Annotated in this window: 23 protein-coding genes and 1 pseudogene; 9 read left to right on the top strand and 15 right to left on the bottom strand. The window is 67.7% G+C overall.

The genetic code is table 11. The features are described from left to right. The first annotated feature begins 1 nt into the window (after nucleotide 1). Nucleotides 2-781 carry a hydroxypyruvate isomerase family protein gene (locus IQ782_RS06555; RefSeq protein WP_194133831.1) on the top strand — a complete coding sequence of 260 codons (780 nt, stop codon included), beginning with the start codon at nucleotides 2-4 and terminating at the stop codon, nucleotides 779-781. Nucleotides 782-800: 19 nt separating this feature from the next. Continuing rightward, entirely contained in the window at nucleotides 801-1,736 is a 936-nt protein-coding gene (locus IQ782_RS06550) for a 2-hydroxyacid dehydrogenase (RefSeq protein ID WP_194133830.1), read from the top strand. 90 nt (nucleotides 1,737-1,826) lie between these two features. Here IQ782_RS06550 and IQ782_RS06545 read toward each other — a convergent pair whose 3' ends face one another. The 6 genes from IQ782_RS06545 to IQ782_RS06520 form a co-directional block, all read right to left on the bottom strand. Then, a complete protein-coding gene (locus IQ782_RS06545; RefSeq protein ID WP_338092560.1) occupies nucleotides 1,827-3,110 on the bottom strand; it encodes an MFS transporter in 1,284 nt (427 codons plus the stop codon). Between the two features lie 140 nt (nucleotides 3,111-3,250). Beyond that, nucleotides 3,251-4,156, bottom strand: a complete 906-nt coding sequence (locus IQ782_RS06540; protein WP_194133829.1) for a PfkB family carbohydrate kinase — start codon at nucleotides 4,154-4,156, stop codon at nucleotides 3,251-3,253. Continuing rightward, on the bottom strand, nucleotides 4,153-5,304 hold the full coding sequence (locus IQ782_RS06535) for a fumarylacetoacetate hydrolase family protein (protein WP_194133828.1): 1,152 nt from the start codon (nucleotides 5,302-5,304) through the stop codon (nucleotides 4,153-4,155). The genes IQ782_RS06540 and IQ782_RS06535 overlap by 4 nt, the downstream gene beginning before the upstream one ends. 49 nt (nucleotides 5,305-5,353) lie before the next feature. Beyond that, nucleotides 5,354-6,727 carry an FAD-binding oxidoreductase gene (locus tag IQ782_RS06530; RefSeq protein WP_194133827.1) on the bottom strand — a complete coding sequence of 458 codons (1,374 nt, stop codon included), beginning with the start codon at nucleotides 6,725-6,727 and terminating at the stop codon, nucleotides 5,354-5,356. Between the two features lie 130 nt (nucleotides 6,728-6,857). Then, entirely contained in the window at nucleotides 6,858-7,769 is a 912-nt protein-coding gene (locus IQ782_RS06525; protein ID WP_194133826.1) for a dihydrodipicolinate synthase family protein, read from the bottom strand. A 29-nt stretch (nucleotides 7,770-7,798) separates the two neighbouring features. Beyond that, nucleotides 7,799-8,398, bottom strand: a complete 600-nt coding sequence (locus IQ782_RS06520) for a LysE family translocator (protein WP_194133825.1) — start codon at nucleotides 8,396-8,398, stop codon at nucleotides 7,799-7,801. Between the two features lie 229 nt (nucleotides 8,399-8,627). Between IQ782_RS06520 and IQ782_RS06515 the strand changes: the two genes are divergently transcribed. Together IQ782_RS06515 and IQ782_RS06510 are read left to right on the top strand one after the other, a co-directional pair. Further along, the gene (locus IQ782_RS06515; protein WP_194133824.1) at nucleotides 8,628-9,389 is read left to right on the top strand and encodes an SDR family oxidoreductase; all 762 of its coding nucleotides are present in this window, start codon (nucleotides 8,628-8,630) and stop codon (nucleotides 9,387-9,389) included. Between the two features lie 23 nt (nucleotides 9,390-9,412). Continuing rightward, a complete protein-coding gene (locus IQ782_RS06510) occupies nucleotides 9,413-10,336 on the top strand; it encodes an NAD(P)-dependent oxidoreductase (RefSeq protein WP_194133823.1) in 924 nt (307 codons plus the stop codon). A 15-nt stretch (nucleotides 10,337-10,351) separates the two neighbouring features. On the opposite strand, the gene IQ782_RS06505 is transcribed toward IQ782_RS06510, so the two are convergent. Continuing rightward, a complete protein-coding gene (locus IQ782_RS06505; RefSeq protein ID WP_194133822.1) occupies nucleotides 10,352-11,356 on the bottom strand; it encodes a LacI family DNA-binding transcriptional regulator in 1,005 nt (334 codons plus the stop codon). 115 nt (nucleotides 11,357-11,471) lie between these two features. On the opposite strand from IQ782_RS06505, the gene IQ782_RS06500 reads away from it, so the two are divergent. Further along, on the top strand, nucleotides 11,472-12,362 hold the full coding sequence (locus IQ782_RS06500; RefSeq protein WP_194133821.1) for a phytanoyl-CoA dioxygenase family protein: 891 nt from the start codon (nucleotides 11,472-11,474) through the stop codon (nucleotides 12,360-12,362). Between the two features lie 95 nt (nucleotides 12,363-12,457). Here the strand turns inward: IQ782_RS06500 and IQ782_RS06495 are convergent, their stop codons facing one another. Next, nucleotides 12,458-12,778 carry an AzlD domain-containing protein gene (locus IQ782_RS06495; RefSeq protein WP_194133820.1) on the bottom strand — a complete coding sequence of 107 codons (321 nt, stop codon included), beginning with the start codon at nucleotides 12,776-12,778 and terminating at the stop codon, nucleotides 12,458-12,460. Continuing rightward, on the bottom strand, nucleotides 12,775-13,497 hold the full coding sequence (locus IQ782_RS06490) for an AzlC family ABC transporter permease (protein WP_194133819.1): 723 nt from the start codon (nucleotides 13,495-13,497) through the stop codon (nucleotides 12,775-12,777). The genes IQ782_RS06495 and IQ782_RS06490 overlap by 4 nt, the downstream gene beginning before the upstream one ends. 222 nt (nucleotides 13,498-13,719) lie before the next feature. Between IQ782_RS06490 and IQ782_RS06485 the strand changes: the two genes are divergently transcribed. From IQ782_RS06485 to IQ782_RS06475, 3 genes are all read left to right on the top strand, one after another. Continuing rightward, nucleotides 13,720-15,501, top strand: coding sequence for a dihydroxy-acid dehydratase (locus IQ782_RS06485; protein ID WP_194133818.1), 1,782 nt, complete (start codon nucleotides 13,720-13,722; stop codon nucleotides 15,499-15,501). Between the two features lie 61 nt (nucleotides 15,502-15,562). Then, nucleotides 15,563-16,297 (top strand): SDR family oxidoreductase, encoded by a 735-nt coding sequence (locus IQ782_RS06480; RefSeq protein ID WP_194133817.1) that lies wholly within the window; start codon nucleotides 15,563-15,565, stop codon nucleotides 16,295-16,297. A 79-nt stretch (nucleotides 16,298-16,376) separates the two neighbouring features. Further along, nucleotides 16,377-17,378, top strand: coding sequence for an SDR family NAD(P)-dependent oxidoreductase (locus IQ782_RS06475; RefSeq protein WP_194133816.1), 1,002 nt, complete (start codon nucleotides 16,377-16,379; stop codon nucleotides 17,376-17,378). Nucleotides 17,379-17,481: 103 nt separating this feature from the next. On the opposite strand, the gene IQ782_RS06470 is transcribed toward IQ782_RS06475, so the two are convergent. From IQ782_RS06470 to IQ782_RS06445, 6 genes and pseudogenes are all read right to left on the bottom strand, one after another. Then, the gene (locus IQ782_RS06470) at nucleotides 17,482-18,390 is read right to left on the bottom strand and encodes a DMT family transporter (protein WP_194133815.1); all 909 of its coding nucleotides are present in this window, start codon (nucleotides 18,388-18,390) and stop codon (nucleotides 17,482-17,484) included. A gap of 37 nt (nucleotides 18,391-18,427) precedes the next feature. Then, a pseudogene (locus tag IQ782_RS06465) lies at nucleotides 18,428-19,315 on the bottom strand (NAD(P)-dependent oxidoreductase); the annotation flags it as partial. A 34-nt stretch (nucleotides 19,316-19,349) separates the two neighbouring features. Continuing rightward, complete coding sequence (locus IQ782_RS06460) at nucleotides 19,350-20,840, bottom strand: UxaA family hydrolase (RefSeq protein ID WP_194133813.1); 1,491 nt, start codon at nucleotides 20,838-20,840, stop codon at nucleotides 19,350-19,352. A 150-nt stretch (nucleotides 20,841-20,990) separates the two neighbouring features. Then, nucleotides 20,991-22,586 carry a TRAP transporter large permease gene (locus IQ782_RS06455; protein WP_194133812.1) on the bottom strand — a complete coding sequence of 532 codons (1,596 nt, stop codon included), beginning with the start codon at nucleotides 22,584-22,586 and terminating at the stop codon, nucleotides 20,991-20,993. Between the two features lie 5 nt (nucleotides 22,587-22,591). After that, nucleotides 22,592-23,398, bottom strand: a complete 807-nt coding sequence (locus IQ782_RS06450) for a TRAP transporter small permease subunit (protein WP_194133811.1) — start codon at nucleotides 23,396-23,398, stop codon at nucleotides 22,592-22,594. Nucleotides 23,399-23,500: 102 nt separating this feature from the next. Beyond that, a complete protein-coding gene (locus tag IQ782_RS06445; protein WP_194133810.1) occupies nucleotides 23,501-24,520 on the bottom strand; it encodes a TRAP transporter substrate-binding protein in 1,020 nt (339 codons plus the stop codon). Nucleotides 24,521-24,763: 243 nt separating this feature from the next. Here IQ782_RS06445 and IQ782_RS06440 point away from each other — a divergent pair, with 243 nt between their 5' ends. Further along, nucleotides 24,764-25,447 carry a GntR family transcriptional regulator gene (locus tag IQ782_RS06440; protein WP_194133809.1) on the top strand — a complete coding sequence of 228 codons (684 nt, stop codon included), beginning with the start codon at nucleotides 24,764-24,766 and terminating at the stop codon, nucleotides 25,445-25,447. Nucleotides 25,448-26,029 lie beyond the last annotated feature (582 nt).

The raw sequence follows: 26,029 nt of genomic DNA, 5'->3' as shown, positions 1-26,029 counted from the left end.
CATGAAGTTTTCCGCCAATATCGGCTTTCTTTACACCGAACTGCCGCTGCCCGAGCGCATCCGCGCGGCGAAACGCGACGGCTTCGACGCGGTGGAATGCCACTTCCCCTATGACGTGCCCGCTGCCGAGATGAAGGCGGCGCTGGACGAGACCGGCTTTGCCATGCTCGGGCTCAACACCATACCGGGCAACCCCGCGGCGGGCGACTTCGGCCTCGCCGCCCTGCCGGACCGGCGCGAGGACGCGGCGGCGGCGGTGCGGCAGGCGGTGGCCTACGGCGCGGCGATCGGCGCGCGCAACGTGCACGTGATGGCGGGCCGCACCGATGGCGGCGCGGCGGCCGAGGCGGCCTACCGCGAGACGCTCTCGCTCGCCTGCGATCTGGCAGGGGCTGCGGGCATGGGCGTGCTGATCGAGCCGATCAACCACCGCGACGTGGCGGGCTATCACCTTGCCCGCGTCGAGCATGCCGCCGAGATCGTCGAGGCGCTCGGCCGCGACAACCTGCGCATCATGTTCGACTGCTACCACACGCAGATCATGCAGGGCGACCTGACGAAACGCTTCGCCGCGCACCTGCCGATGATCGGCCACGTGCAGATCGCCGCAGTGCCCGATCGCGGCGAGCCCGATGGCGGCGAGATCTGCTTCGAACGCCTGCTGGCCTCCTTCGCGGACGCCGGGTGGGAAGCGCCGGTGGGTGCGGAATACAAGCCGCGCGGCGGGGACACGAAGGCCGGTCTCGGCTGGCTGGCCCCCCTGCGCGCGGCGCTGGCTTGAACCGAGAAGGATTGAACGGATGACGGACGTACTGGCAGTCGGCAAGCCCGACCAGATGAGCCGCGAGGCGCTGGCCGGGCTGGGCTGGACCCACGTGGAAAGCCTCGATGCCGCGCAGGCGCTGGACGAAGAGACCCGCAAGGGCGTGAAGGCCATCGCCTTCTACGGCCACACCCCCTTTGCCGGCGCAGAGATGGACGCCTTTCCCGCGCTGGGTCTGATCGCCAACTTCGGCGTGGGCTATGACGCAATCAACGTCGGCGACGCCTCGGCGCGCGGCATCAAGGTGACCAACACGCCCGACGTGCTGAACGACGACGTGGCCGATCTTGCCGTGGCCATGCTGCTCGACTTCTGCCGCGACATGCGCCGGGCCGAGGCGCGGGTGCGCTCGGGCGCCTGGGGCAAAGAGGGGTCGCACCCGCTGCAGCGCAAGATGAGCGGCCAGAAGGTGGGCATCCTCGGCATGGGCCGGATCGGCCGCGAGATCGCCGACCGGCTGGCGGCCTTCAAGATGGAGATGCACTACCACGCGCGCTCCGAGAAGGAGACGCCCGGCTGGACCTTCCACGCCGATCCCGTGTCGCTGGCGCGCGAGGTGGACTTCCTGGTGATCGCGCTGGTTGGCGGGCCGGCCACCGAGGGCTACGTGTCCAGGGAAGTGATCGAGGCGCTCGGCCCGACCGGCGTGTTGATCAACATTTCCCGCGGCACCACCGTGGACGAGGAGGCGCTGATCGCGGCACTGCAACAGGGCACGATCCAGGGCGCGGGCCTCGACGTCTTCCTCAACGAACCGAACCCCGACGCGCGCTTCTTGGCGCTCGAGAACGTGGTGCTGCAACCGCACCAGGCCTCGGCGACCAAGGAGACGCGCAGCGCCATGGGCCAGCTCCAGCGCGACAACATCGCGGCCTTCCTTGCCGGCAAGGCGCTGCTGACGCCGGTGAACTGACGCCTGTCGACCGGGCCGCAAGGTCCTTCGAAGGACCTTGCAAATCTCTTCGAAGAGATTTGGCCCCCGCCCTTGCGGGGGTCTTTTCATTCAGGCCGAGCGCGCGCCTGTCTTGTCTGCCCCGGCAAAGCCCGCGTCGAGACGTCTCCAGGCCCAGACGGTCAGCACGATGACCCCGGCTGCGGCGGCGACAAAGGGCATCTGAAGCGCCAGCGCGCGGGGCATCCCCGCCTCGGCGAGGCGGATCACCAGCCCAGACAGCAGCAGGCCGAGCGGCATCATCCCCCAGGCGAAAAGCCGGTAGGTGGCATTGACCCGTCCGAGGATCTCGTCGGGCACGTGGCGCTGCCGGTAAGAGACCGAGACCGTGTTCCACACCAGCCCGCAGAACTCGAACGCCGCCAAGACCGCCGCCAGCGCCCAGCCGGTCGGCGCCAGCGGCAGCGCGGCGAAGGCCAGCGCCGAGGCCAGCGTCATCCATTGCGCCGAGGGGCCGTTGCCGAGCCTGCGCACGATGCGCTCGGCGAAGATCCCGCCCAGCACGCCGCCCACCGCCCCGGCGGCGAGGATCAGCCCGTAGCCCGAGGCGCCGAGCCCGAGGTTCTCCTGCACGTGCAGCACAAGCGCGATCACCACCATCTGGTGCAACAGGTTCCACACGCCGGTGATCACTGCCAGGAGCCGCAGCAGCGCCGAGCCGCGCAGAAAGACCAGCCCCTCGCCGAGATCCTGCTTCCAGTCGCGGGCTTCGGCGCGGCGCGGGGCAAAGCGGCCGCGCAGCGACCGCATCAGACCGACCGCGAGAAGGAAGCAGACGGCGTTCAGCGCGAACGGCAGCCAGACCACCGAGGCGATGAGAAACGCCCCGACCGCTGGGCCGAGCAGCGCGTTGCCAACCATTTCGACGCTCCACAGCCGCCCGTTGGCGCGCTCCAGCTGATCGTGGGGGACGATGGCGGGCAGCATGGTCTGCGCGGCGCTGTCGCGGAACACCTCGGCGGTGCCGACCAGCAGCGCACAGGCCAGCAGCGCGGCGAAGAGGGTGGGGCTGGCGGTGCCGCTGTCCGGCGCGGGCGGCAGCGGCAGTGCCAGCCAGATCGCCAGCGCCGCCAGCGCGAAGGCGCAGGCGCGGACCACGTCCATGCAAAGGATGAGACGCCGCCGGTCCGTGCGGTCGGTGATCACCCCGGCGGGCAGTGCAAACAGGAACCACGGCAGCCGCAGCGTGATCGGCATCAGCGTGACCAGCAGCGGATCGCGGGTCAGCAGCGTGGCGAGCCAGGCCCAGACCACAACCGCGACGCCATCGGCGAGGTTGGTCACGCCGCTGGCCAGAATGAATCGGCGCAGGGGGCTTGAGGCAGACAGGGTCACGGCGTGTCCTTCGAAGGGTCAGTCGAGTCGCAAGGACCGTAGTTCCCCAAGTCCGGTTGAGGTCAACAGGAACCCGCCGGCACGCCGCCACAATGCTCCGTGTCGTGGCGGCAGGCGGCGCATCGCCGCCTGCGCCGGGCTCAGCCGAAGATCGAGGGCACCAGCGCGCCGCGCGCCTGGATTACCTTGGCGGCGAGCTGCATGGCTTCTGCGGCGGCGGCCTGCGGGGCCTTGCCCTGCGCCAGCCCGGCCAGCAGCCCGGCGGCAAAGCTGTCGCCCGCGGCGGTGGTGTCGACCACCTCGGTCACGAGCTCTGCGGCGATCTCGTGCTGACCCGCCTCGCGCTGCCACAGGTGCAGCGCCGCGCCGCCCTGTTTCACCGCCACCATATCCGCGCCTCCGGTGCGATAGCGCTCGATGGTCTCCAGCGGCGAGGCGTCGCCGAAGAGCTCTTCTTCCTCGTCGAAGCTCGGCAGCACGATGTCGGCGGTGCGCGCGCCCATGGTCAGCCCGGCGCGCATGGCGTCGGCACTTTCCCAGAGGCGCGGGCGCAGGTTGGTGTCGAAGGACACGATCGCCCCCTTGGCGCGGGCGCGGGCCAGCGCGCCGCAGAAGGCCTCGCGCTGCTTCGGCGGCAGGATGGCGAGCGTGATGCCAGAGAAGTGGATCATCTCGCGGCCCTTGAGGATGCCGTCGAGCCAGCCAAGGTCGTCGGCCATCAGCTTGGCCGCGGACTGGCCGCGCCAATAGGAGAAGCTGCGCTCGCCGTTCTCGAGCGAGATCATGTAGAGCCCGACGGTGCGGTCCGCGACGCGGCGCACGGTCGAGACATCGACGCCTTCGCCCGAGATGAACTCGAGCATCTCGCTGCTCACCGCATCCTCGCCCACGCAGGTGCCGTAGCTCACCGTCCAGTCCTGCGGCAGCAGGCGGCGGGCATACCAGGCGGTGTTGAACGTGTCGCCGGCAAAGCCGCGCTTGTAGAGGCCGTCTCCGGCCTGCGACAGTTCCACCATACATTCTCCGAGGGCGAGGAAGGCGGTCACAGAAGATTTCTCCGGGCAAGGTTACGCATCAGCGCGCCGGTGCCGAAGGTCCATTCCGGGGCCTCGGTGGAGAGCCGGACGGTGTTCTGCAGCGCGCCGAGCGCGGGTTCGGAGATCGTTACAACGTCTCCGACGTGATGTGTAAACCCCTGACCGGGTGCATCGCGGTCCTCGGTGGGCGCAAAGAGCGTGCCGAGGAACAAAACGAAGCCGTCCGGGTACTGGTGATGGCGGCCGATGGTCTGCGCCACGATCGATGCCGGGTCGCGGCTGATCTGGCTCATCGACGACGCGCCGTCGAGCACGAATCCATCCTCGCCCTTGACCGTCATCGTGAGTTCCGCCCTGCGCACGTCGTCGAGCGTGTAGGTCTCGTCGAAGAGGCGGATGAACGGGCCGATGGCGCAGGAGGCGTTGTTGTCCTTGGCCTTGCCGAGCAGCAGCGCCGAGCGCCCCTCGACGTCGCGCAGGTTGACGTCATTGCCCAGCGTCGCGCCGAGGATGTCGCCGCGCGAGTTGATCGCCAGCACGATCTCGGGCTCGGGGTTGTTCCACTTGCTGATCGGGTGCAGGCCGACCGTCGCGCCGAAGCCGACCGCCGCCATGGGCTGCGACTTTGTGAAGACCTCGGCGTCGGGGCCGATGCCCACCTCGAGGTATTGCGACCACATGCCTTCCTGCTGCAGCACGCGCTTCACCTCCATCGCCTTCTCCGAGCCGGGCTCGATGCCCGAGAGCGAGTCGCCGATGATGGATTTCACCTTGGCACGGATCGCCTCGGCGGCGTCGGGATCGCCTGCCGCCTGCTCCTCGATGACCCGCTCGACCATCGACTGCGCGAAGGTCACGCCCGAGGCCTTCACCGCCTGCAGGTCGCAGGGGGCGAGCAGGTGCAGCACGTCCTCGCCCGCGCCTTCTGTCGAGCCCGCGACCAGATCGGCCAGCGTGCCGATCTCCTCGCCACTGGCGGCGCGCAGGGTGGCGGCGGGGTTTTCGCTCTCCAGCAGGTCGCGCATGGTGGGGAGGGTCTTGCTGGTGATGTCCACCAGCACCTCGCCGCGCAGGGCGACGATCGCCGGGCCGACGCCGGGGCGCCAGACGCGGCCAACGAGAAGCGCTTCGGGGGTGGGGTTGCTCTGCGGCAGCATGGGGGTCTCCTCCGTCTTCAGTCTTGCATGTCAGGTGTGGGGCGGGCGGTCAGTCCGCCGGCGGCAGCAGCTTGCCCGGGTTCAGGATGCCCTGCGGGTCGAAGGCGGTCTTGATCCGCCGCATCCAGTCGAGCGCGGGCCCGTGCTCGGCCTTCATGTATTTCTGCTTGCCGATGCCGATGCCATGCTCGCCGGTCACCGTGCCGCCGAGCCGCAGCGCGGTCTCGTTGAGCTTGCCGGCAAAGGCGTGAACGGCTTCGACCTCGGCGGGAGCGTTCGGATCGAAGCGCACGGCGCAGTGGAAGTTGCCGTCGCCGACATGGCCGACGATGGTGCAGACGAGATCGGCGGCGCGGGCATCGGCCTGTGCCTGCAGCACCGCCTCGGCGAGTTGCGAGATCGGCACGCAGACGTCCGTGGCCAGCGTGCCGAACTCTGCGCCGGGGCGCAGCGCCGAAGAGGCGAAATGCGCGCCGTGGCGCATCTTCCACAGGGCATTGCGGGCCTCGGTGGTGTTCGCCTCGGCCCAGGCCTCCATGCCGAATTCCTCGGCGATCTCGCGGAAGCTCTGCGACTGCTCGGCAACGCCCGCCGGGCTGCCGTGGAACTCGACGAAGAGATGCGGCTGCTCGGGCAGGTCGGACCCGGCGTGGATGTTGAAGCCGCGCACCATCATCTCGTCCACCAGTTCGATCCGCGCCATCGGCAGGCCAGACTGGATGGTCAGGATCACGCAGTTCACCGCCTCCTCGACCGAGGGGAAGCGGCAGGTGGCCGAGGCGATGCCCTCGGGCAGCCCATGCAGCTTCAGCGTCAGTTCGGTAATGATGCCCAGCGTGCCTTCGCTGCCCACCAAGAGGTGCGTCAGGTCATAGCCGGCCGAGCTTTTCCGCGCCTTGGTGCCGGTGCGGATGATGCTGCCGTCGGACATCACCGCCTCGAGCGCCAGCACGTTTTCGCGCAGCGTGCCGTAGCGCACCGCCGTGGTGCCCGAGGCACGGGTCGCCGCCATGCCGCCGAGCGAGGCGTCGGCACCGGGGTCGATCGGGAAGAAAAGCCCGGTGGCGCGCAGTTCCTCGTTCAGCTCGGTGCGGGTGACGCCGGGCTGAACGACGACGTTGAGGTCCTCGGCGTTGATCGCCAGCACCTTCTTCATGCGCGAGAAGTCGAGGCTGATGCCGCCCTTGATCGCGAGGTGCTGCCCCTCGAGCGAGGTGCCGGTGCCGAAGGGGGTGACCGGCGTGCCGGTCTCGGCGCAGAAGCGGACGATGGCGGCCACTTCCTCGGTGGTCTCGGGGAAGGCCACGGCATCGGGCATCGCCAACGGGAAATGCGCCTCGTTGCGCGCGTTCTGCGCGCGGATGGCGTCGCTGGTCGCAAGGCGCTCGCCGAGGAGCTGTTCGAGGGGCGCGAAGAGGGTCATTGCGTGGGTCTCCAAAGGTGGCGTGCCGGGCGCAGCTCCGTCCTCAACCGGGGCAGGGGCCAGCGCCTCGGGAGCCGGGCGGTTGACCGCCCGGCGGCTTTGCCTTGCGTCCGGGCGGACCGGCGCGGGGTTACTTGCCCCAGTTCAGCACGAGCGGATCGAGCGGCTTGATCAGCTCGATCAACATCGAAGCGGTGTCCGGATGCAAGGGGGCAATCGGGTGGCGGCAGAAGGCCGACTTGATCACCCCGCCGACCATCATCGCATGCTTGGCCGAACGGAAGCCGCATTGGCGGTTCTCATGGTTCACCGCCGGCAGGATGCGGGCGTAGCCGTCGAAGGCCGCCTGCCGGTTGCCGGCGAGGAAGTCGAAGACGATGGGGCGGATCTGGTCGGGGATCATCGCCGAGGTCATGCAGCCCGTCGCACCCGCGTCGAGATCGGCGAGCAGGGTGATCGCCTCTTCGCCGTCGAAGGGTGCCTCGATGGCGGCGCCTCCCTCGGCGATCAGGCTGCGCAGCTTGGCGGCGGCCTGCGGGCACTCGATCTTGAAGAGCTTCAGCATCTCGATCTCGTTCGCCATCTTGACCAGCAGCGGCACCGGCAGATCGACGCCCGAGAGCGGCGCATCCTGCAGCATGATCGGGATGCCGACCTCGCCCACCTGCCGGAACTGCTCGAAGGTCTGCTCGGCGGTGCCCTTTAGCAGCGCGCCGTGGTAGGGCGGCATCATCATCACGATGTCGGCGCCAAGATCCTTGGCGCTCTGCGCACGCTCCACGACGATGGGCGTGGCGTAATGCGAGATGGTCACGATCACCGGCACCCGGCCCGCCACGTGCTCGAGGCAGAGCTTGGTGAGGATGGCGCGCTCGTCGTCCGAGATCAGGAACTGCTCGGAGAAGTTGGCAAGGATGCAGATGCCGTCTACGCCCATGTCGATGGTGCAGTCCAGAACGCGCTTCATGCCCTCGAGGTCGAGCGTGCCGTCCTCGTGGAAGGGGGTCGGCACGACGGGCCAGCATCCGGTGTAAGTGGTCATTATGGGTCCTCCCGATAGGTCGTCATGTGTCAGGACGCGCCGAAGGCCGACACGAGGGCCAGCGCGACGACGCCCAGCATGGCCAGCGCCATGCCGTAATTGATCAGCCGCTGGGTGCGGTAGCTGAGGTTGAGACGGTGCAGGGTCACCCCGGCCTTGAGCCATGCAAGGTGCACCGGGATCCAGATCGCGTTCATGATGAGGATCTTGGACGCGGTCTCGAAGCCGAGCGCCTCGGGCGCAAAGGAAAACCCGGTGAACATGGCGGTGTTGACCGCGTAGGCCTTGGGGTTGATCGCCTGCAGCAGGATGCCGGCACGGACGCCGGGGGCGCTCTTGGCCTCGATGAAGGCGATGCGGCTGCCTGCCAGCGCGATGCGGGCTGCGAGGTAGACCAGATAGCACACCGACAGCGCCATCAGCACCACGCGCACCGCGGGGACGGCAAGCACCACCGCGGCAAACCCGGTGAGCACCAGCGTCATCACGAGGTTGGTGCCAATGAATAGCCCGGTGCCGTAGCGCAATCCGTTGTGCCAGCCATAGGCCGAGCCCACCCCGGCCAGCGACAGCACCCCCGGACCGGGGGTGATGAACAGCAGGAAAACGGCAGCGGCAAAGCTCAGCATGGGCCGCGCTCTCGGTCCAACAGGGCTGCGCCGGGTCTCCTCACCTCGCCTCGTCCTCCTCGTCGTCCCTGGCGCGAGAGCCGCGCGGTCGCGCCGCGCCCGCTTGCATCCGGGAACATTTGGTATACCATTTTCCTGAATACGGTCCCGCCCCTGTTTGTCAATGGGGGTTGCGGATCACCGCAGCCCTCCCGCGCCTTGCGGTGGGGCCAGGGGAAGAGGAGCAACTATGTCCCTGTTTGATCTGACGGGCCGCACCGCGCTGGTGACCGGCTCGACCATGGGTATCGGCTACGCGCTGGCGCGGGGCCTTGCGCAGGCGGGCGCCAAGGTGCTGCTGAACGGGCGCAACCCGCAGCGGCTGGAAGAGGCGGTCGAGGCGCTGAAGGCCGAGGGGCATCAGGCCGAGGCGCTTGGCTTCGACGTCACCGACCACGAGAGTGCCCGCGCCGCCATCGACGGCTACGAGGCAGAGGCCGGCCCCATCGACATCCTGATCAACAACGCCGGGATGCAGCACCGCGGCCCGCTCGAGGACTTCGAGCCCGAGGCCTTCGACCGGCTGATGCGCACCAACGTCTACTCGGCCTTCTACGTCGGGCAGGCCTGCGCGCGGCACATGATCGGGCGCGGGCAGGGGCGGATCGTCAACATCGCCTCGGTGCAGAGCGCGCTCGCGCGGCCGGGGATCGCGCCCTACACTGCCTCGAAGGGGGCGATCACCAACCTGACAAAGGGCATGGCGACCGACTGGGCGAAACACGGGCTCAACTGCAATGCCATCGCGCCGGGCTACTTCAAGACGCCGCTCAACGCTGCGCTGGTTGCCGATCCGGAGTTCAGCGCCTGGCTGGAGAAGCGCACCCCGGCGGGCCGCTGGGGCGAGGTCGATGAGCTGGTCGGCGCCTGCGTCTTCCTCTGCGCCCCGGCATCGAGCTTCGTGAACGGTCACACGCTGTTCGTCGACGGCGGCATTACCGCCTCGCTGTAAACCATCTTTGGGAGGAGAGATTCATGGGCGACACACCCGTAGTGGGCTTCATCGGCGTCGGCCTGATGGGCCACGGCATGGCAAAGAACATCCTAAAGGGCGGTTACCCGCTCTGGGTGAAGGGCAACCGCGACCGCGCGCCGGTCGAGGATTTGCTGGGGCGGGGGGCGCAGGAGGCGGCCTCGCCCAAGGCAATGGCCGAGACCTGCGACATCATCCACCTGTGCCTGTCGAACTCGCCGCAGGTCGAGTCGGTGATGCGCGGCGAGGATGGCATCCTCGCCGGTGCGCGGCCCGGCCTGATCGTGGTCGACTGCTCCACGGCTGACCCGGCTTCGACCGAGGCACTGGCGGCCGAACTGGCCGAAAAGGGTGGGGCGATGGTCGATGCGCCGCTTGGGCGCACGCCGAAGGAGGCCGAGGAAGGGGCGCTCGACGCGATGGTCGGCGCCGATGACGAAACCTTCGAGAAGGTGCGCCCGGTGATCGAATGCTGGGCGGGCAACATCAACCGCGTCGGCGGGGTCGGCGCGGGCCACAAGATGAAGCTGGTGATGAACCTCATCTCGATGAGCTACGCCGCGCTCTACGCCGAGGCGACGGTGCTGGCGGCCAAGTCCGGCATCTCGCCGCAGACCGTCAGGCAGGTGATCGGCTCGAGCCGCCTCGGCAACGGCTTCTTCGACACTTTCATGCGCTACGCGGTGGATCGGGACATGGAGGCGCATAAGTTCAGCATCTTCAACGGCGGCAAGGACGTGCGCTACGCCAATGCCATGGCCGCCAAGGTCGGCGCTCCGGCGTTGATCGCCAGCGCGACGCGGCACTATTTCGCCACCGCCGAGGCGACCGGGCACGGTGCCGACTACGTGCCGAGCCTGTCGGACCGGATCGCCGAGATGGGCGGGATCGATCTGGCCGAGGAGGTGCGCAAGGGCGCGGAGTGATCCGCGCTGGCCACCTCAGGTCGTCGCGCGCCGGACCAGCGTGAAGCCCATGTCCTCGCGCAGCCCCATCGGCAAGTCGCCCGAAAGGATCAGCTCTGCGGCGCGGCGGCCGATGGCGGCACCGTCGATGCGGATCGTGGTCAGCGCCAGCGCCGAGACGCCGGCCATGTCGAAATCGCCGAAACCCGAGATCGCCAGCCGCCCCGGCACGTCGATGCCGCGCCGCCAGGCCTCGCAGAGCGCGCCGCTCGCCAGCATGTCGCTGACGCAGACCACCGCCTCGGTGTCGGGCCAGCGCCGCAGGATCTCGGCCAGACCGGCGGCGCCCATGTCGGGGCCGCTGCGATCCGGCGCGGGCGGCAGCGCCACGATCCGCTCGCCTGCCAGCTGGCCGACGCAGTCGCGGTAGCCCTCGAGCCGCAGCTTGGCGCGCGTGTCATGCGGCCGGTCGAGCCCGAGGAAGGCGACCCGCCGCCGCCCGGTCTCGACCATGTGCCGGGTGATCGCCGCCCCGCCCGCGCGGTTGGAAAACCCGACCGCCGCGTGCACCGGCTCATCCGGCAGCCCCCAGAGTTCCAGCACCGGGATCCCGGCGCGCGAGAGCAGCGCGCGGGCGGAGTCGGTGTGCCGGTCCGAGGTCAGCACCAGCGCCTCGGGGCGGCGTCCGAGCAGTGTGGGGATCAGCGCCGCCTCGGTCTCGGGGTCGTATTGCGTGGTCGAGAGCATGAGCTGCAGCCCGGCCTCCGCCAGCCCCTCGGTGAGGCCCCGGATCGTCGCGGCGAATACCGGCTCCTCGAGCGTCGAGACAAGCGCCGCCACCACCCGCGAGCGCTGCGAGCTGAGCGCCCCCGCCGTCTCGTCGAGCACGTAGCCCAGCTCGTCCACCGCCGCGCGCACCTTGCGCAGCGTCTCGGGGCGCACCTTGCCCGGCGTGCGCAGCGCGCGGCTGACGGTGATCGTGCCGACCCCCGCACGCTGCGCCACATCGCCCATCGTCACCCATTTCCTGCCGTCTGCCATGTTCTGCCCGCCTGCCGTCGTTGCGCCTTCGCATAACTGATGGTATCGATACCATGAAAGTATGGTATCGATACCATAGAATCGCAGGTTCGTGAGTCGCGATGGAGGAGAAGCGATGCTGACGGCTGACCAGAAGGCATTTTACGACGAAAACGGCTACCTCATGGTCGAGGACGTGCTGCGCCCGGAGGAGCTGGCGCGGCTGCGGGAGATCACCTACGGGCTGATCGAAAGCTCGCGCGGGGTGACCGAGAGCAACGAGGTCTACGACCTCGACAAGGGGCATTCGGAGGCGCAGCCGAAGCTCACGCGGATCAAGCTGCCGCACAAGCAGGACCCGTATTTCTGGGACCTCCTGCGCGGCTCGCGGGTGACCGAAGTGCTGAACGACCTGCTGGGGCCGGACACGACGATCCTGACCTCGAAGCTGAACACCAAGGCACCGGGTGGCGGCGCGGCGGTGGAATGGCACCAGGACTGGGCCTTCTACCCGCATACCAACGACGACCTTCTGGCCTTCGGGATCATGCTCGAGGACGTTGACGAGGACACCGGCCCTCTCATGGTGATCCCCGGCACCCACAAGGGGCCGATTCTGAGCCACATGGCCAATGGCGTCTTCGCCGGGGCGATCAACCCCGAGGATCCGCTCTTCGAACGCGACAGGGCGGTGACGCTGACGGGCAAGGCGGGCAGCATGACGGTGCATCACGCGCGCATCCTGCACGGCTCGGCACCAAACGTGTCGGACCGGGCGCGGCTGCTGCTGTTCTACGAGATCGCCAAGGCCGACGCCTGGCCGATCCTCGGCAGCAATTCGTATTTCCATGCGCTCGGGCAGAAGAGGTTCTGGGACGATCTTCAGAGCCGGACGATCACCGGCGAGCCCTGCCTGACGCCGCGGCTCGAATCGGTGCCGGTCACCATGCCGCTGCCGCCGGCGCCGGACACCGGCTCGATCTTCCGCATGCAGCAATCGGCGGGGGCCAAGAGCGCCTTCGCCTGACGGATTGCGGGGCCCGCCGCCCTCGCAACCGGCGGAGCCTCGCAGGGGGCCGGTCTCGGAGGAGGAGACCGGCCCTCACCTTTTTCAGGGGTGCCTCAGAGCAGCGCCTGCATCAGATAGAGCGTGCCCATCCCCGCCAGCAGCGCGCCGGTGACCGACAGTCGCAGCGCCACGAGGAAGGTGACCAGCGCCGCGATGACGCGGGCGGGGTCGGTCTCGCCGCCGGTGGCCTGCGGCCAGAGCACCAAGGGTGTCACCATGGCGGGCAACACCCCGACGCCCACGTATTTCAAATGCAGCACGACCCAGTCGGGCAGTTGCCTGCGCCCGAAGAAGCCGAGGAACGAAAAGCGGATGAGGAAGGTGCCGATGCCCAGCAGGACCGTCAGTGTCCAGAAGGTTGCGTCGTCGATCATGCCCGGCCCTCCGCCTCGCGCCGGGCCGCGCGGCGGCGCAGCGCAAGTTCGGCCTGCGCGCCGACCAGCATTGCCACCAGCGCCGCGGCGATGAGGCCAAGCCCCGCCGGGAAACCTGCGAAGAGGATTGCGCAGCCCACCGAGACCGCCGCCGCCAGCATGTGTGGCAGCGAGCGCAAGAGCGGCGCGGCGATCGCGATGAAGCAGACGGGGGCGGCGAAATCGAGCTGGAGCGAGGTCGGGATCGCCGTGCCCACAAGCGCGCCGATCAGCGTGCAGCCGTACCAGAAGGGGCAGATCAGCGCCATGACACCGAAGTAGTAGGCGACCTTCTCCGCGCGACTCATGCCGGGCTTTTCCTCGTAGGTCTTCACCGCGACCGCGTAGGCCTGATCGACCATCAGATAGGCCATCAGGGCCCGGATCCCCAGCCGCGCGTGGCCCACGTGCGGCACCAGCGCCGCCGAGTAGAGCGCCATGCGCAGGTTGACTGCCAGCGCCGCGATGAGCGCGATGAAAACCGGTGCGTGCTCCTGGAGGAGCGCCAAGGCGGTGAACTGCGAGGCCCCCGCGATGACCAGCACCGCCATCGCCATCACCTGCAGCAGGTCGAGCCCGGCGTCGCGCGCGACGACTCCGAAGAGCAGCGAGAAGGGCACGACGACCGCGATGAAGGGCGCGCAGTCGCGGTAGCCCTGCCAGAACGCTTTGCGTGTCATGCGCGTGCCTTCAGAACGTCGCCACATGAAATACGCATCGCTCTGAAAATGCGCGGAAATAGCCAGACGGCGAGCGAAATTTCACGCATCTTCGCGCCCTCCTCCCATGATTGCTCTTGCATTTGGTATACCAAATTGGGAAGCTGCTGCAAGAACGAGCGCGTCACGCGGCGCGCCTGAGGAAGGCGCGCGGGGAGGCGCGTCAAGGAGAGGAAGCTACCCGTGTCCGACACACGCGCCAACAAACGGTTCCGCTCGCAGGAGTGGTTCGACAACCCCAACAATCCCGGCATGACCGCGCTCTATATCGAGCGCTATCAGAACCAGGAATACACCCGTGACGAGCTGCAGGCGGAGAAGCCGATCATCGGCATCGCCAACAGCGGCTCGGACATCGCGCCCTGCAACAAGATCCACGTCTTCCTGATGGACCGGATCAAGGCGGGCATCCGCGAGGCGGGCGGTATCCCGATGGAATTCCCGGTGCACCCGATCCAGGAAACCGGCAAGCGCCCCACCGCGGCGCTCGACCGCAACCTCAGCTACCTCGGTCTCGTCGAGGTGCTGCACGGCTACCCGCTCGACGGCGTGGTGCTGACCACCGGCTGCGACAAGACCACCCCGGCGATGCTGATGGGCGCGGCCACGGTCGACATCCCGGCCATCGCGCTCAACGGCGGGCCGATGCTGGATGGCTGGTGGAAGGGCAAGCGCGCCGGCTCGGGCACCATCGTCTGGGAATCGCGTCGGCTGCTTTCCGAGGGCAAGATCGACTACGACGAGTTCATGTCGCGGGTCTGCTCCTCGGCGCCCTCGCTGGGGCACTGCAACACCATGGGCACCGCTTCGACGATGAACGCCATGGCCGAGGCGCTCGGCATGTCGCTCACCGGCAACTCCGCGATCCCGGCGCCGTTCCGCGAGCGCATGGCCATGGCCTATCAGACCGGCAAGCGCATCGTCGAGATGGTCTACGAGGACCTCAAGCCCTCGGACATCCTGACCCGCGAGGCCTTCGAGAACGCCATCGTCGTCAACGGCGCCATCGGCGGCTCGACCAATGCCCCGCCGCATCTGCAGGCGGTGGCCCGTCATGCAGGGGTCGAGCTGAACGTCAAGGACTGGGAGACCATCGGCTTCGACGTGCCGCTGCTGGTCAACATGCAGCCCGCCGGTGAATACCTCGGCGAGAGCTTCTTCCGCGCCGGCGGCGTTCCCGCGGTGATGGAAGAGCTGCGCAAGGCCGGCCGCATCCACGAGGGCGCGATGACCGCCACCGGCAAGACCATGGGCGAGAACGTCACCGGGCTGGGCAGCCAGGACACCGACGTGATCAAGACCTACGACGCGCCGATGCGCCAGAACGCCGGGTTCAAGGTGCTCTCGGGCAACCTCTTCGACTCTGCGCTGATGAAGACCTCGGTGATCTCCGCCGACTTCCAGAAGCGCTTCCTGTCGGAGCCGGGCAGGGAGGGCATCCTCGAAGCCCGCGCCATCGTCTTCGAGGGGCCGGAGGATTACCACGACCGGATCAACGATCCGGCGCTCGAGATCGACGAGCACTGCATCCTGTTCATCCGCAACGTCGGCTGCGTCGGCTATCCCGGCTCGGCCGAGGTCGTGAACATGCAGCCACCGGATGCGCTGATCCGGCAGGGCATCACGCACATGCCGACGGTCGGCGACGGGCGCCAGTCCGGCACCTCGGAAAGCCCCTCGATCCTCAACGCCTCGCCCGAGGCGGTGGTCGGGGGTGGGCTCGCCTTCCTGCAGACCGGCGACCGGGTGCGGCTCGATCTCAATGCCAGCACGATGAACGCGCTGGTCGCGGATGCCGAATGGGAGAAGCGCAAGGCCGAGTGGACCGCGCCCGAGCTGGTGCACCAGACCCCCTGGCAGGAGATTTACCGCAAGCATGTGGGTCAGCTGTCGGATGGCGGCTGCCTCGAGCTGGCGACCGCCTACCAGAAGGTCGCCCGCAGCCTGCCGCGCGACAACCACTGACACGAAGCTTTTCCGGCGCGGGCGAGACCAACGCCCGCGCCGTTTCCTTGGGAGGAAATTCATGCAGAGCATCATCATCACCGGTGCCGGCAGCGGCATCGGCCGGCTGACCGCGAAGGCCTTTCTCGACGCGGGCTGGAAGGTCGGCCTGGTCGGTCGCCGCGAAGCGCCGCTGGAAGAGACGGCGGACGGCCACCCCAATGCGCTCGTTCTGCCCTTCGACGTGGCGGACCCCGAGTCGGTCGAGGCCGGCTTCGACAAGGCGATGGCCGAGTGGGGCCGCATCGACGCGCTGTTCAACAACGCCGGCGTCGGGCTCAAGGGCGCGATGATCGACGAGATCCCGGCCGAGGACTGGCTGAAGCTCTCGTCCATCAACATCACCGGGGTGTTCCTCTGCGCCCGCGCCGCCTTCGGCCGGATGCGCCGGCAGGACCCGCAGGGCGGGCGGATCATCAACAATGGCTCGGTCTCGGCGCATGTGCCGCGCTGGGGTTCGTCGCCCTACACCACCTCGAAACATGCGGTCACCGGGCTGACGCGCTCGCTGTCGCTGGACGGGCGGGCGTTCAACATCGCCTGCGGCCAGATCGATATCGGCAACGCGCTGACCGACATGGCGCAGGCGATGACCCAGGGCGTGCCGCAGGCCGATGGCTCGATTGCCGTCGAGCCGGTGATGGATGCCGCCCATGTCGCCAGCACGGTGCTGCACATGGCGACGCTGCCGCTCGATGCGAACGTGCAGTTCGTCACCGTGATGGCGCCGGGCATGCCGTATATCGGGCGCGGCTGAACCAGCAGGAGCCCCGGCGATTTACAATCGGCGGGCTCTGTCCTATCGGGGACGCACCAGAAGGATGAGGCGGCCCCTGATGCCCAAGACTCTCGTGACCGGCGCCGCCGGCTTTATCGGTTTCCACCTGTGCAAGCGCTTGCTCGAGGACGGGCACGAGGTCGTCGGCCTCGACGCGGTGACCGACTATTACGACACGGCGCTCAAGCGCGCCCGCCTGGCGCAGCTCGAAGGCGCGGGCTTCACCTTCGTCGAGGAACGGGTCGAGACGCGCGGTGTGCTGATCGACCTTTTCGACGCGCATCGCTTCGACTATGTCTACCACCTCGCCGCGCAGGCCGGCGTGCGCCATTCCATCGAGAAGCCGCGCGACTATCTCGACAGCAACATCATCGGCACCTTCGAGCTGCTCGAGGCGGCGCGGGCCTACCCGCCGAAGCACATGCTGATCGCCTCGACCTCCTCGGCCTACGGCTCGAACACCGAGATGCCCTATCGCGAGACGATGAAGACCGACCACCAGATGTCCTTCTACGCGGCGACGAAGAAGGCCACCGAGAACATGGCGCACAGCTACGCGCATCTCTACGACCTGCCGGTCACCATGTTCCGCTTCTTCACCGTCTACGGTCCCTGGGGCCGTCCGGACATGGCGCTTTTCAAGTTCACCAAGGCGATCCTCGGCGGCGCGCCGATCGACGTCTACAACCACGGTGACATGATGCGCGACTTCACCTACGTCGAGGACCTGGTGGCGGCGCTGCTCCGGCTCGCCCCCGCGGCGCCGCAGCGCGGCGCGCCGACCGGCCCCGAGGACAGCCTCTCTCCCGTCGCGCCCTGGCGCGTGGTCAATATCGGCAATGGCAGCCCGGTCAAGCTCGGCGCGTTCATCGAGGCGATCGAGGCGGCCACCGGGCTGCCTGCCAAGCGCAACCTGATGCCGATGCAGCCTGGCGACGTGCCCGCCACCTGGGCCGACACGGCGCTGCTTGCGCAGCTCGCGGGCGAGTCGCAATACACCCCGGTGACCGAGGGCGTGCGCCGCTTCGTCGACTGGTATCGCGCCTATTACGCCGCCTGAGACGACCTGAACGGGCCCGAGGCGGCCCGAGGCTGCGGTTCTTCTCTTTGAAACTACGCCGGGGGAGCCCGCAGGGCGGGGGCGGAGCCCCCTGTCGGCCCCCTCAGAGCCGGGGGGTGATCTTCGAATGGGGCACCCCGCGCCGCCGTTCGCGGTGCCAGATGTAGAGCCCCGCGCCGATGATGATCAGCGCCCCGAGCAGCGTCCAGACCGTCGGCCAGCTGCCGAAGATCAGCAGCCCTGCCGCTGCCGCGCTCATCAGCTGCAGGTAGACCATCGGGGCCAGCACCGAGGCGTCGGCATAGCGGTGCGCCGCTGTCGCCAGCATGTGCGACACCGCTCCGAAGATGCCGATGATCACCAGCACGACGCTGGTGCCGGTGGTTTCCGGCACCTGCCAGTGCGGCAGCACGAAGGGTGCCAGCAGCAGCGTCGGCAAGGCACCGCCCCAGACCTGCGAGGTGGCGTTGCTCTCCTTGCCCGCCAGCTGCCGGGTCAGGATGAAATAGAGCGCTGCGCAGCAGAGCGCGCCCATCGACAGCAGCATCGCCGGGTGAAACTCGGCCCCCCAGGGTTGCATCACCACCAGCACGCCCAGGAAGCCCACGCAGACCGCGCCGATGCGGTGCGGGCCGACCTTCTCGCCCAGCATCGGGATCGCCAGCAGGGTCACCACGATGGGGCCGGCGAACATGATCGTGGTGGTCACGGTGATCGGCAGGTAGGCCAGCGCGAGGAAGTTCAGCATGGTGCTGCCGAAGAGCCCGGCGGCGCGCATCGTCTGTTTCCAGGGATGCGCCGTGCGGAACAGCGCCACCCCCTCGCGCGGCAGGAAGGTCAGCAGCACCAGCACGAGGTGACCGGCGTAGCGGCACCAGACCACCTGCAACGCCGGCTGCCCGTGCTGCAGCAGCCATTTGGCCGAGGTGTCGATGCAGGTGAAGCCGAGCACGGCAAGCGCCATCAGCGTCAGGCCAAAAGCCGTCCGGTCTTCGCGGGGGGCAATCGCCATGGCTCAGCGCGTCCGCGCCGGGAGGAGGGACATAAACTCAGCCTTTCAGGTGCTTGGAGAGGTAGTCGACCATTTCCGGCACCATGTGCCCGGCGAAGCCGTTCCGCAAGGCCTCGGCCAGCGTTTCCGATGCACAGCCGGACATGCGCGATTGCGCCCCCAGCTCCTCGGCCATGGCGCGGTAGTAGCCCACGTCCTTGGCGGCGTTGTCCACCGAGAAGGCGAGGTCGATCTTGCCGTCCATTGCCCAGCTCTTCACGAAATCCATCATGCCGGAATGGTTCGGCCCCGCCGCGAGCACGCCGTAGAGCTTGTCGCGCGGCACGCCCGCGGCATCGGCCATGGCAAAGGCCTCGGACATGGCCATGGCGGTGGTCATGGCGAAGAAGTTGTTGATCAGCTTGATCGTATGGCCCGCGCCGAGCGGGCCGAGGTGGAAGACGTTCTCGCCTAGCACGTCGAGCACCGGCTTGACCTGCGCGTAGGCCGTCTCGTCCCCGGCGCACATGATGTTGAGCTTGCCTTCCTTGGCGTGGGCGGGCGTCCGGCCCAGCGGTGCGTCGAGATAAGTGGCGCCCTTCTCGGCCAGTTCGGCGCCGATGCGCTTGGTCGAGCCGGGCAGGGAGGTGCCGAAGTCGATGACGATCTGGCCCTCCCTTGTGCCGGCCAGCACGCCGTCCTCGCCGAAGATGCGGCTCTCGACCTGCTCGGAGGTGCCGACGCAGAGCATCACGATGTCGCTCGTCTCGGCCAGCGCGCGGGCCGAGGGGGCCTCGCTGCCGCCGCGGGCCAGCGCCTCCTCGACACCGCTGCGGTCGCGGTTGCCGAGGACGGTCACGTCGTAGCCCGCCGTCTGCAGGCATTCGACCATGGCCCGGCCCATGAGGCCGAGCCCGATGAACCCGATACTGGGCTTGCTCATGTCTTGTCCTTCCTGTGTGGAGAGGAAGGCGCGGCGGTCACATCACCGCGCCGACCTGCCAGGGCACGAACTCGTAGTCGCCAAGCCCCAGCGCTTCGGATTTGCTCTGCTCGCCCGAGGCCATGCGCAGCCACATCTCGTAGATCTCGCGGCCGACCTCCTCGACCGTCGCGCCCTCGGTGAGAATGCGCCCGGCGTTGACGTCCATGTCCTCGGTCTGGCGCTGGTAGAGCTCGTTGTTCGAGGCGACCTTCATCGAGGGGCTGGGCTTGGCGCCGAAGGCCGAGCCGCGGCCGGTGGTGAAGCACACGAGGTTGCAGCCCGAGGCGATCTGGCCAGTGACCGACGCAGGGTCGTAGCCGGGGCTGTCCATGAAGGTGAAGCCCTTCGCGGTGACCTGCTCGGCGTACTTGTAGACACCGTTGAGCGGCGTGGTGCCGCCCTTGGCCGCCGCGCCGAGGGATTTTTCGAGGATGGTGGTCAGACCGCCCTTCTTGTTGCCCGGCGAGGGGTTGTTGTCCATCGAGCCGCGGTTGCGCTCGGTGTAATCCTCCCACCAGTGGATCAGGTCGATCAGCTTGTGGCCCACTTCCGGCGTCGCGGCGCGGGCGGTGAGCAGGTGTTCGGCGCCGTAGATCTCGGGCGTCTCGGCCAGCACGCCGGTGCCGCCCTGCGCCACCAGCAGGTCGCAGGCGTAGCCGACGGCGGGGTTGGCGGTGATGCCCGACCAGGCATCCGAGCCGCCGCATTGCAGGGCGACCATCAGTTCCGAGGCGGGGCAGGGGGTGCGGGTGGCCTTGTTGACCTCGGGCAGCATCTTCTCGACCTGCGCGATGCCGTGCTCGACGGTCTTGCGCAGCCCGCCCTCGTCCTGGATGTTCATCTTCTGGAAGAGCGGGCCGGGCTCGAGCCCGTAGGCCTGCACCAGCCAGTCGATCTGCATGACCTCGCAGCCGAGCCCCGCCATCAGCACGCCGCCGATGTTGGGGTTGCGGGCATAGCCCCAGAGCACGCGCTGCAGGAACTCGAAGCCGGTGCCGTCGCCGCCCATGGCGCAGCCGGTGCCGTGCACGAAGGCGACCACCCCGTCGACATTGGGATAGGCGGCGAGCTTCTCGGGGGTGAAATGCTGGGCGATCATCCGCGCGGCGGTGGCCGAGCAGTTCACCGAGGTGAGGATCGCGAGGTAGTTGCGCGTGCCGACGCGGCCGGTGGCGCGGCGGTAGCCCATGAACGTGTCCTGCTGCGCCGCGGGGGCGACGGGGTGCAGGTTGGTGCCGAACTCGTACTCGGCTTCGACGTTGCGGAATTCGAGGTTGTGGGTGTGGATATGGGCGCCCTGCGGGATGTCCTCGGCGGCATAGCCGATGATCTGGGCGTATTTGCGCACCGCCTCGCCCTTGGCGATGTCGCGGGTGGCCATCTTGTGGCCGCGCGGGATCAGCGCGGTCGCGCCCTCGTCACCCACTTCCAGCGGGACGACTGCGGTGACGACGTTGTCATGTTCGGAAAGGCGGACGGTTTTCATCTTGGCTTCAGCTCCATGGAGCGGCTGGGGAGTGTCGGATGTGGAGAGGGGCGGCGCACAGGGGCCAGCGGCTCTCGTGGGGGAACTCTCTGCCTCCCTGCGGGGAGGGTCAAGCGAAGGGGCGGCGCGGGCCGCCCCTTCGGGGTCGCGTTACAGGAACAGCGTGACGATCGGCGGCCAGGCCAGCAGCACCAGAAGCGCCAGCAGTTGCAGCCCGATGAAGGGCAGGAAGCCGCGGAAGATGTCGGTCAGCGAGATATGCGCCGGGGCGACGGACTTCAGGTAGAAGGCCGCGGGGCCGAAGGGCGGCGACAGGAAGCTGACCTGCATGTTCATGCAGAAGACCACGCCGAACCAGATGCCGATGTAGCTGCTGTCCACATGGCCGAGCCAGCCGATCTCTTCGGCGGGCAGGCGCATGACGATCGGCAGGAACACCGGCATGATCAGCAGCACGATGCCGACCCAGTCCATGAACATCCCCATGATCAGGAAGATGAACATCATCACCAGGATGATCCCCATGGTGGGCAGGTCCGAGCCGACGATCATGTTGGCCACGTAGGTCGGGCCGCCCGCCAGCGTGTAGGCCGCCGCGAGGGCTGCCGCGCCGATGGTCACCCAGATGATCGTGCCGGTGGACTTGAGCGTGCGCATGACCGCATCCCAGACCACCTCGAAGCTCATCTCGCGGCGGATGAGGCCGATGACGAAGACCGCCACGACGCCCATGCCCGCGGCCTCGGTGATGCCGGTGATGCCGCCGTAGATCGAGCCCAGCACGACGCCGATCACCACGGTCGGGGCGATGAGGCCCTTGCCCATCTCCCAGCCGACGGCGGTGCGCTCACGGCCGACGATGAAGAAGACCACGATGGCAAAGATCACCAGCGCGCCGACGAGCCACGGGATGTCCGAGACCATGCCGAGCGGGATCGGGTCCACGCCCTCGGTCACCACGTTGGCACCGGTCACGGTGAAGAACAGCGCGCGCAGGGTGAGCGCCGCCACGATCCACATGCCGAAGCGCGAGATGAAGCCGAGGAACATGAGGGCCTTTTCACCGCCCGCCGGGGCATTGGGGTCTGCCGGGGGCAGGGGGGCCTCGTCGGGGTTCATCCGGGTGCGGACGAAGATGTAGATCATGAAGAACGAGGCCAGCATGAAGCCGGGCAGGAAGGAGGCGGTGAACAGCGCCTTGATCGAGGTCTCGGTGACGAGGCCGTAGAAGATCAGGACGATCGACGGCGGGATCATCGTGCCGAGCGAGCCCGAGGCACAGATCGTGCCGATGGCGAGGTTCTGGTTGTAGCCGAGACGCAGCATCTGCGGCAGGGCGATGAGGCCCAGCAGCACGACCTCGCCGCCGATGATCCCCGACATTGCGGCCATGATGACGGCCATGATCGAGGTCACGAAGGCGATGCCGCCACGGGTGCGCGACAGCCACACGTTGAGCGAGCTGTACATGTCCCGCGCGATGCCGGAGCGTTCGAGTAGCGAGGCCATGAATATGAACAATGGCACCGATATGAGAACGTAGTTCACCATCTGCCGGTAGACCGCCTGGCCGAGCACCGCGAAGGGTCCCATGCCAAAGCGCCCGAAAAGAAGGTCGGGGCCGAATTTCATGACAAGTGTCGCAACTGCCAGGAAAGCGGAGGCGAAGCCCAGAGGCATCCCGATGGCCAGCAATGCGAACATTGCCAGCAGCAGGATCAGGCTGATTGTGCCGATATCCACCATGTAAGTCAGTCCTCCAGGGTGCGACGGATGTTCTCGATCTCGACTTCGTCGATCTCGTCCGCGGGCGAATGGTGTTCGGGGGCCTTGTTCCAGTCGGCGATGAGGTTGGACAGCGCCTGCAGGGCCACGAGGCCGATGATGATGATGAGCCCGATCTTGAGCGTCGCAGGCAGGGGCGGATCCCAGGCGGTGCCGAAGGTTTCCATCCGGCCAAGCTTCTGCATGGCCTCGTTGTAGCCACCCCAGAGCAGGCAGAAGAAGAACACCCAGATCAGCGAGACCGAAATGACGTCGGCCAGCTTCTGCATCCAGCGCGGGAACATGTCGTAGATGATGTAGATGCGGATGTGGCTGCGCTGCTGCATGGCGTAGAGCCCGGCAAGCAGGAACACGAAGGAGGCGATCCACAGCGACAGCTCGTTGGCCCAGAGCGTGGGCTTCTCGAAGACGTAGCGCGCCACGACCTCGTAGAACATCACCAGCACCACGGCGACGATGCCGATCATCGACAGGCGAGAGAGCACCAGTGACAGGATGTCGAGCGGGCCGGTGGGTTCGATCTCGATCGAGCCGCGACGGTCTGACAGGAAGATCGAGCCGAAGAGCAGGGCGGCAAAGAGCGCCCAGAGCATCACCGACACCAGCGGTCGGCCCTCGGGGCGCAGCATCTCGTACATGCCGATCGGTTCGGCCGAGATGAACTGGCTTAGGACGAGCCAGGCGAAGACCGCCAGCGCCAGCCCGGTGCTGGCGAGCGCCAGTAGCCGCACAGGTCCGCGCAGCGCGCCGAGCCAGAGGCTTTGATTGGACATAGGTTAACCCTTTCGGAGGAGTCACAGGGTTCCTGAGACAGGAGCGGCGGGCCCGGTCGTGGGCCCGCCGCATGGCCTTTTCAGGTCAGGCGCGGGCGCGCCTTATTCCGCAGAGATCAGGCCGAGTTGGCCCAGGTACGCCTTGTGGCTCTCGACCAGCGCCTTGGCTTCCGGCGACTTCTCGGCCCAGACATCCCAGGCCGACTGTGCCGCCTTGCGGAAGGTGGCGCGGTCCTCGACCGACCAGTCGTGCAGCGTGACGCCGGCTTCAGTCAGACGGGCAGCGGCCTCGTTGTTGGCCTTCTCGAAGTAGAGCGCCGAGCGCAGGGCCAGCTTTTCCATGGCGGTTTCGATGATGCGCTTGTTCTGGTCCGACAGGCCGTCCCAGACGGTCTTGTTGCACGCGAGGTGGTCCGACGGCATCGAGTGGAAGCCGGGGTAGGTGGCGTGCTTGGCCAGATCGAACAGGCCGATGGATTCGTCGTTCGCCAGACCCGAATAATCGGTGCCCTCGATGATGCCGGTCTCCATCGCGGTGAAGACCTCGGTGAAGTCCATCACGATCGGCGAGGCGCCGAGGTTGGCGAAGATCTCGGTCTCCATCCCCGGCGGCGAGCGGAACTTCCAGTCCTTCAGGTCTTCGGGGCCGGTGATCGGGGTCGAGGAGACCAGCGATTCCTGGCCATAGACCCACCAGCCGATGAGCTGCATGCCGAACTGGTTGTACAGTTCCTGCGCCTGCTCGAGACCGCCGCCGTAATAGAGCCACGACAGCTGCTGGTAGGGCGTGTCATAGCCGCCCATGATGTCGCCGACGAACTGGAAGCCGGCGTTCTTGCCGGTCTGGTAGGCACCGCCGGTCATGTCGCAGTCGAGAATGCCGTTGGCCGCCGCGTCGAAGGTCTCGACTGTGGCCACCACGGAGGAGGCGTAGAACATCTCGATGTCGATCGCGCCGCCGGACATCATCTCCACGTCATCGACGAATTCTGCGGCAAGTTTGCCCGAGGTCTGCTCGGGGTTGTAATGCGTCTGGATGCGCAGCGTCACGTCCTGAGCCAGAGCCGGGCCAGCAAGCACCGTGGCCGCGGTCGCAGCCTTCAGCAAAGTCTTAACTTTCATGTCTTCCTCCCAGAAGCTTGGGGTTTTCCCCCGGTTGCGGCGCTCCCTCACAGCGCCGGATGGTATACCATCTGGAATCGAGGCTACCTCAGGGTGGGATCGACAATCAACAATTTTTGGTATACCAGATGAGGAAAGCACGGGTCTCCTTCCCCTCAGCGGGGACCTCGGTCTATATACCGCACCGCTTCGACCACGGGGCGCATGACAAGAGCCGCAAAGGCTGAGACTGAGAGGCCAACCATGTCCGATAGCCCTGCCGAGCCCACCTTGGCCGAGCAGATCGCCGCCCAGCTGCGCCGCGACATCCTGCGCGGCAAGCTGCCGCCCGACACGGCGATCAAGGAGCGCGACAATGCCGCCGAGCTGGGGGTCAGCCGCACGCCGATGCGCGAGGCGATCCGTATTCTCGCACAGGAAGGCCTGGTGGTGCTGCGCCCCTCGCGCAGCCCGATTGTTGCCCGGCCGACAGTGAAGGAGGTGCACGACCAGGTCGTCGTGCTGCTGGCGCTGGAAAAGCTCTCGGCGCAGATCGCCTGCGAGCGCGCCACCGAGCAGGACCTCGCCCGGCTTGCCGAGCTCAACGAGAAGATCGCCGAGGCCTACGACCAGGTCGATGCACTCGACCTCTTCGAGATGGACATGGCCTTTCACCGGCTGATCGCCGAGTCCGCGCATAACGCGGCGCTGGCCGAGACCCACCATGCCTATCTCGCCCGGCTGTGGCGCGCGCGCTTCCTCTCGGCCACCATGCGGCGCAACCGCGAGCGCGTCGTGTCGCACCACGGGGCGATCATGGAGGCGCTGCGGGCGCGGGATCCAGTGGCGGTGGATGCCGCCCTGGACCAGCACCTGTCGAACCTGGCCGAGGATATCTCCGCCGCGATCGAGGCGGAGAATGCCGCCGCGGTTCGGGCAGGCGGGTAGGGCGCAAGCTGTCGCGGCGCCATGGCATGAAGAGACGCAGGACGGGCGGTCGCGGCAGCGGCCGCCCGTCCTGCGTTTGGCCCGTCCGCGCCGTTCGGCGGATGCCCCGCGCCGCGCCGCCCCCCTTTGAGACGCCAGAAGCGCAGGGGTGACTCGCCCGCTGCTTGGGGTTGGATCGCCTGTGACTCGCCTGTGACTGGCCGGTGACTCGGGGCCTTTTGTGGACCGTCTTGTTGATAACTCTGTGGAGGGCCCAAGATGTGGGTTTCGCGGCCGTTCGCGGACCCTGGGGAAAGCGCGTTCCGCTGCGGGGACGCGCAAAAAATCTCCGGTGTAAGGCGTTGTTTTCAGGCGCTATTGTAAGTTTTTTCAAAAAACCTTCGCGCATCCCGGAAAATCCGCTTGCAGCCCCCCGGCACTCTCCGTAAAAGCCCCTTCACCGGCGGCGCTGAGGCGCACGACGGGACGCCAGACGGGGCGGCGGCGAGCGGAAACGCGGGGCTGACGCAGACGAGGCGGAACAGACTTCGAGAGACGGGCAGGCGGGCGCGCCGGAAGTTAGGGCGCACTGGTCTGGTTTTG

The organism is Salipiger mangrovisoli, from assembly GCF_015223355.1.
Taxonomy (GTDB): Bacteria; Pseudomonadota; Alphaproteobacteria; order Rhodobacterales; family Rhodobacteraceae; genus Salipiger; species Salipiger mangrovisoli.
Note: the sequence above shows the minus strand (reverse complement) of the source record. Positions and strands in the feature narration are given on the sequence as shown.

What these genes read in the sequence shown, in the direction of transcription:
- IQ782_RS06505 (WP_194133822.1), bottom strand. Translation starts at nt 11,356, where the DNA reads ATGGCAGACGGCAGGAAATGGGTGACGATGGGCGATGTGGCGCAGCGT.
- IQ782_RS06530 (WP_194133827.1), bottom strand. Translation starts at nt 6,727, where the DNA reads ATGACCCTCTTCGCGCCCCTCGAACAGCTCCTCGGCGAGCGCCTTGCG.
- IQ782_RS06520 (WP_194133825.1), bottom strand. Translation starts at nt 8,398, where the DNA reads ATGCTGAGCTTTGCCGCTGCCGTTTTCCTGCTGTTCATCACCCCCGGT.
- IQ782_RS06550 (WP_194133830.1), top strand. Translation starts at nt 801, where the DNA reads ATGACGGACGTACTGGCAGTCGGCAAGCCCGACCAGATGAGCCGCGAG.
- IQ782_RS06515 (WP_194133824.1), top strand. Translation starts at nt 8,628, where the DNA reads ATGTCCCTGTTTGATCTGACGGGCCGCACCGCGCTGGTGACCGGCTCG.
- IQ782_RS06500 (WP_194133821.1), top strand. Translation starts at nt 11,472, where the DNA reads ATGCTGACGGCTGACCAGAAGGCATTTTACGACGAAAACGGCTACCTC.
- IQ782_RS06510 (WP_194133823.1), top strand. Translation starts at nt 9,413, where the DNA reads ATGGGCGACACACCCGTAGTGGGCTTCATCGGCGTCGGCCTGATGGGC.
- IQ782_RS06460 (WP_194133813.1), bottom strand. Translation starts at nt 20,840, where the DNA reads ATGAAAACCGTCCGCCTTTCCGAACATGACAACGTCGTCACCGCAGTC.
- IQ782_RS06480 (WP_194133817.1), top strand. Translation starts at nt 15,563, where the DNA reads ATGCAGAGCATCATCATCACCGGTGCCGGCAGCGGCATCGGCCGGCTG.
- IQ782_RS06455 (WP_194133812.1), bottom strand. Translation starts at nt 22,586, where the DNA reads ATGGTGGATATCGGCACAATCAGCCTGATCCTGCTGCTGGCAATGTTC.
- IQ782_RS06440 (WP_194133809.1), top strand. Translation starts at nt 24,764, where the DNA reads ATGTCCGATAGCCCTGCCGAGCCCACCTTGGCCGAGCAGATCGCCGCC.
- IQ782_RS06445 (WP_194133810.1), bottom strand. Translation starts at nt 24,520, where the DNA reads ATGAAAGTTAAGACTTTGCTGAAGGCTGCGACCGCGGCCACGGTGCTT.
- IQ782_RS06525 (WP_194133826.1), bottom strand. Translation starts at nt 7,769, where the DNA reads ATGACCACTTACACCGGATGCTGGCCCGTCGTGCCGACCCCCTTCCAC.
- IQ782_RS06495 (WP_194133820.1), bottom strand. Translation starts at nt 12,778, where the DNA reads ATGATCGACGACGCAACCTTCTGGACACTGACGGTCCTGCTGGGCATC.
- IQ782_RS06555 (WP_194133831.1), top strand. Translation starts at nt 2, where the DNA reads ATGAAGTTTTCCGCCAATATCGGCTTTCTTTACACCGAACTGCCGCTG.
- IQ782_RS06535 (WP_194133828.1), bottom strand. Translation starts at nt 5,304, where the DNA reads ATGCTGCCGCAGAGCAACCCCACCCCCGAAGCGCTTCTCGTTGGCCGC.
- IQ782_RS06490 (WP_194133819.1), bottom strand. Translation starts at nt 13,497, where the DNA reads ATGACACGCAAAGCGTTCTGGCAGGGCTACCGCGACTGCGCGCCCTTC.
- IQ782_RS06475 (WP_194133816.1), top strand. Translation starts at nt 16,377, where the DNA reads ATGCCCAAGACTCTCGTGACCGGCGCCGCCGGCTTTATCGGTTTCCAC.
- IQ782_RS06450 (WP_194133811.1), bottom strand. Translation starts at nt 23,398, where the DNA reads ATGTCCAATCAAAGCCTCTGGCTCGGCGCGCTGCGCGGACCTGTGCGG.
- IQ782_RS06470 (WP_194133815.1), bottom strand. Translation starts at nt 18,390, where the DNA reads ATGGCGATTGCCCCCCGCGAAGACCGGACGGCTTTTGGCCTGACGCTG.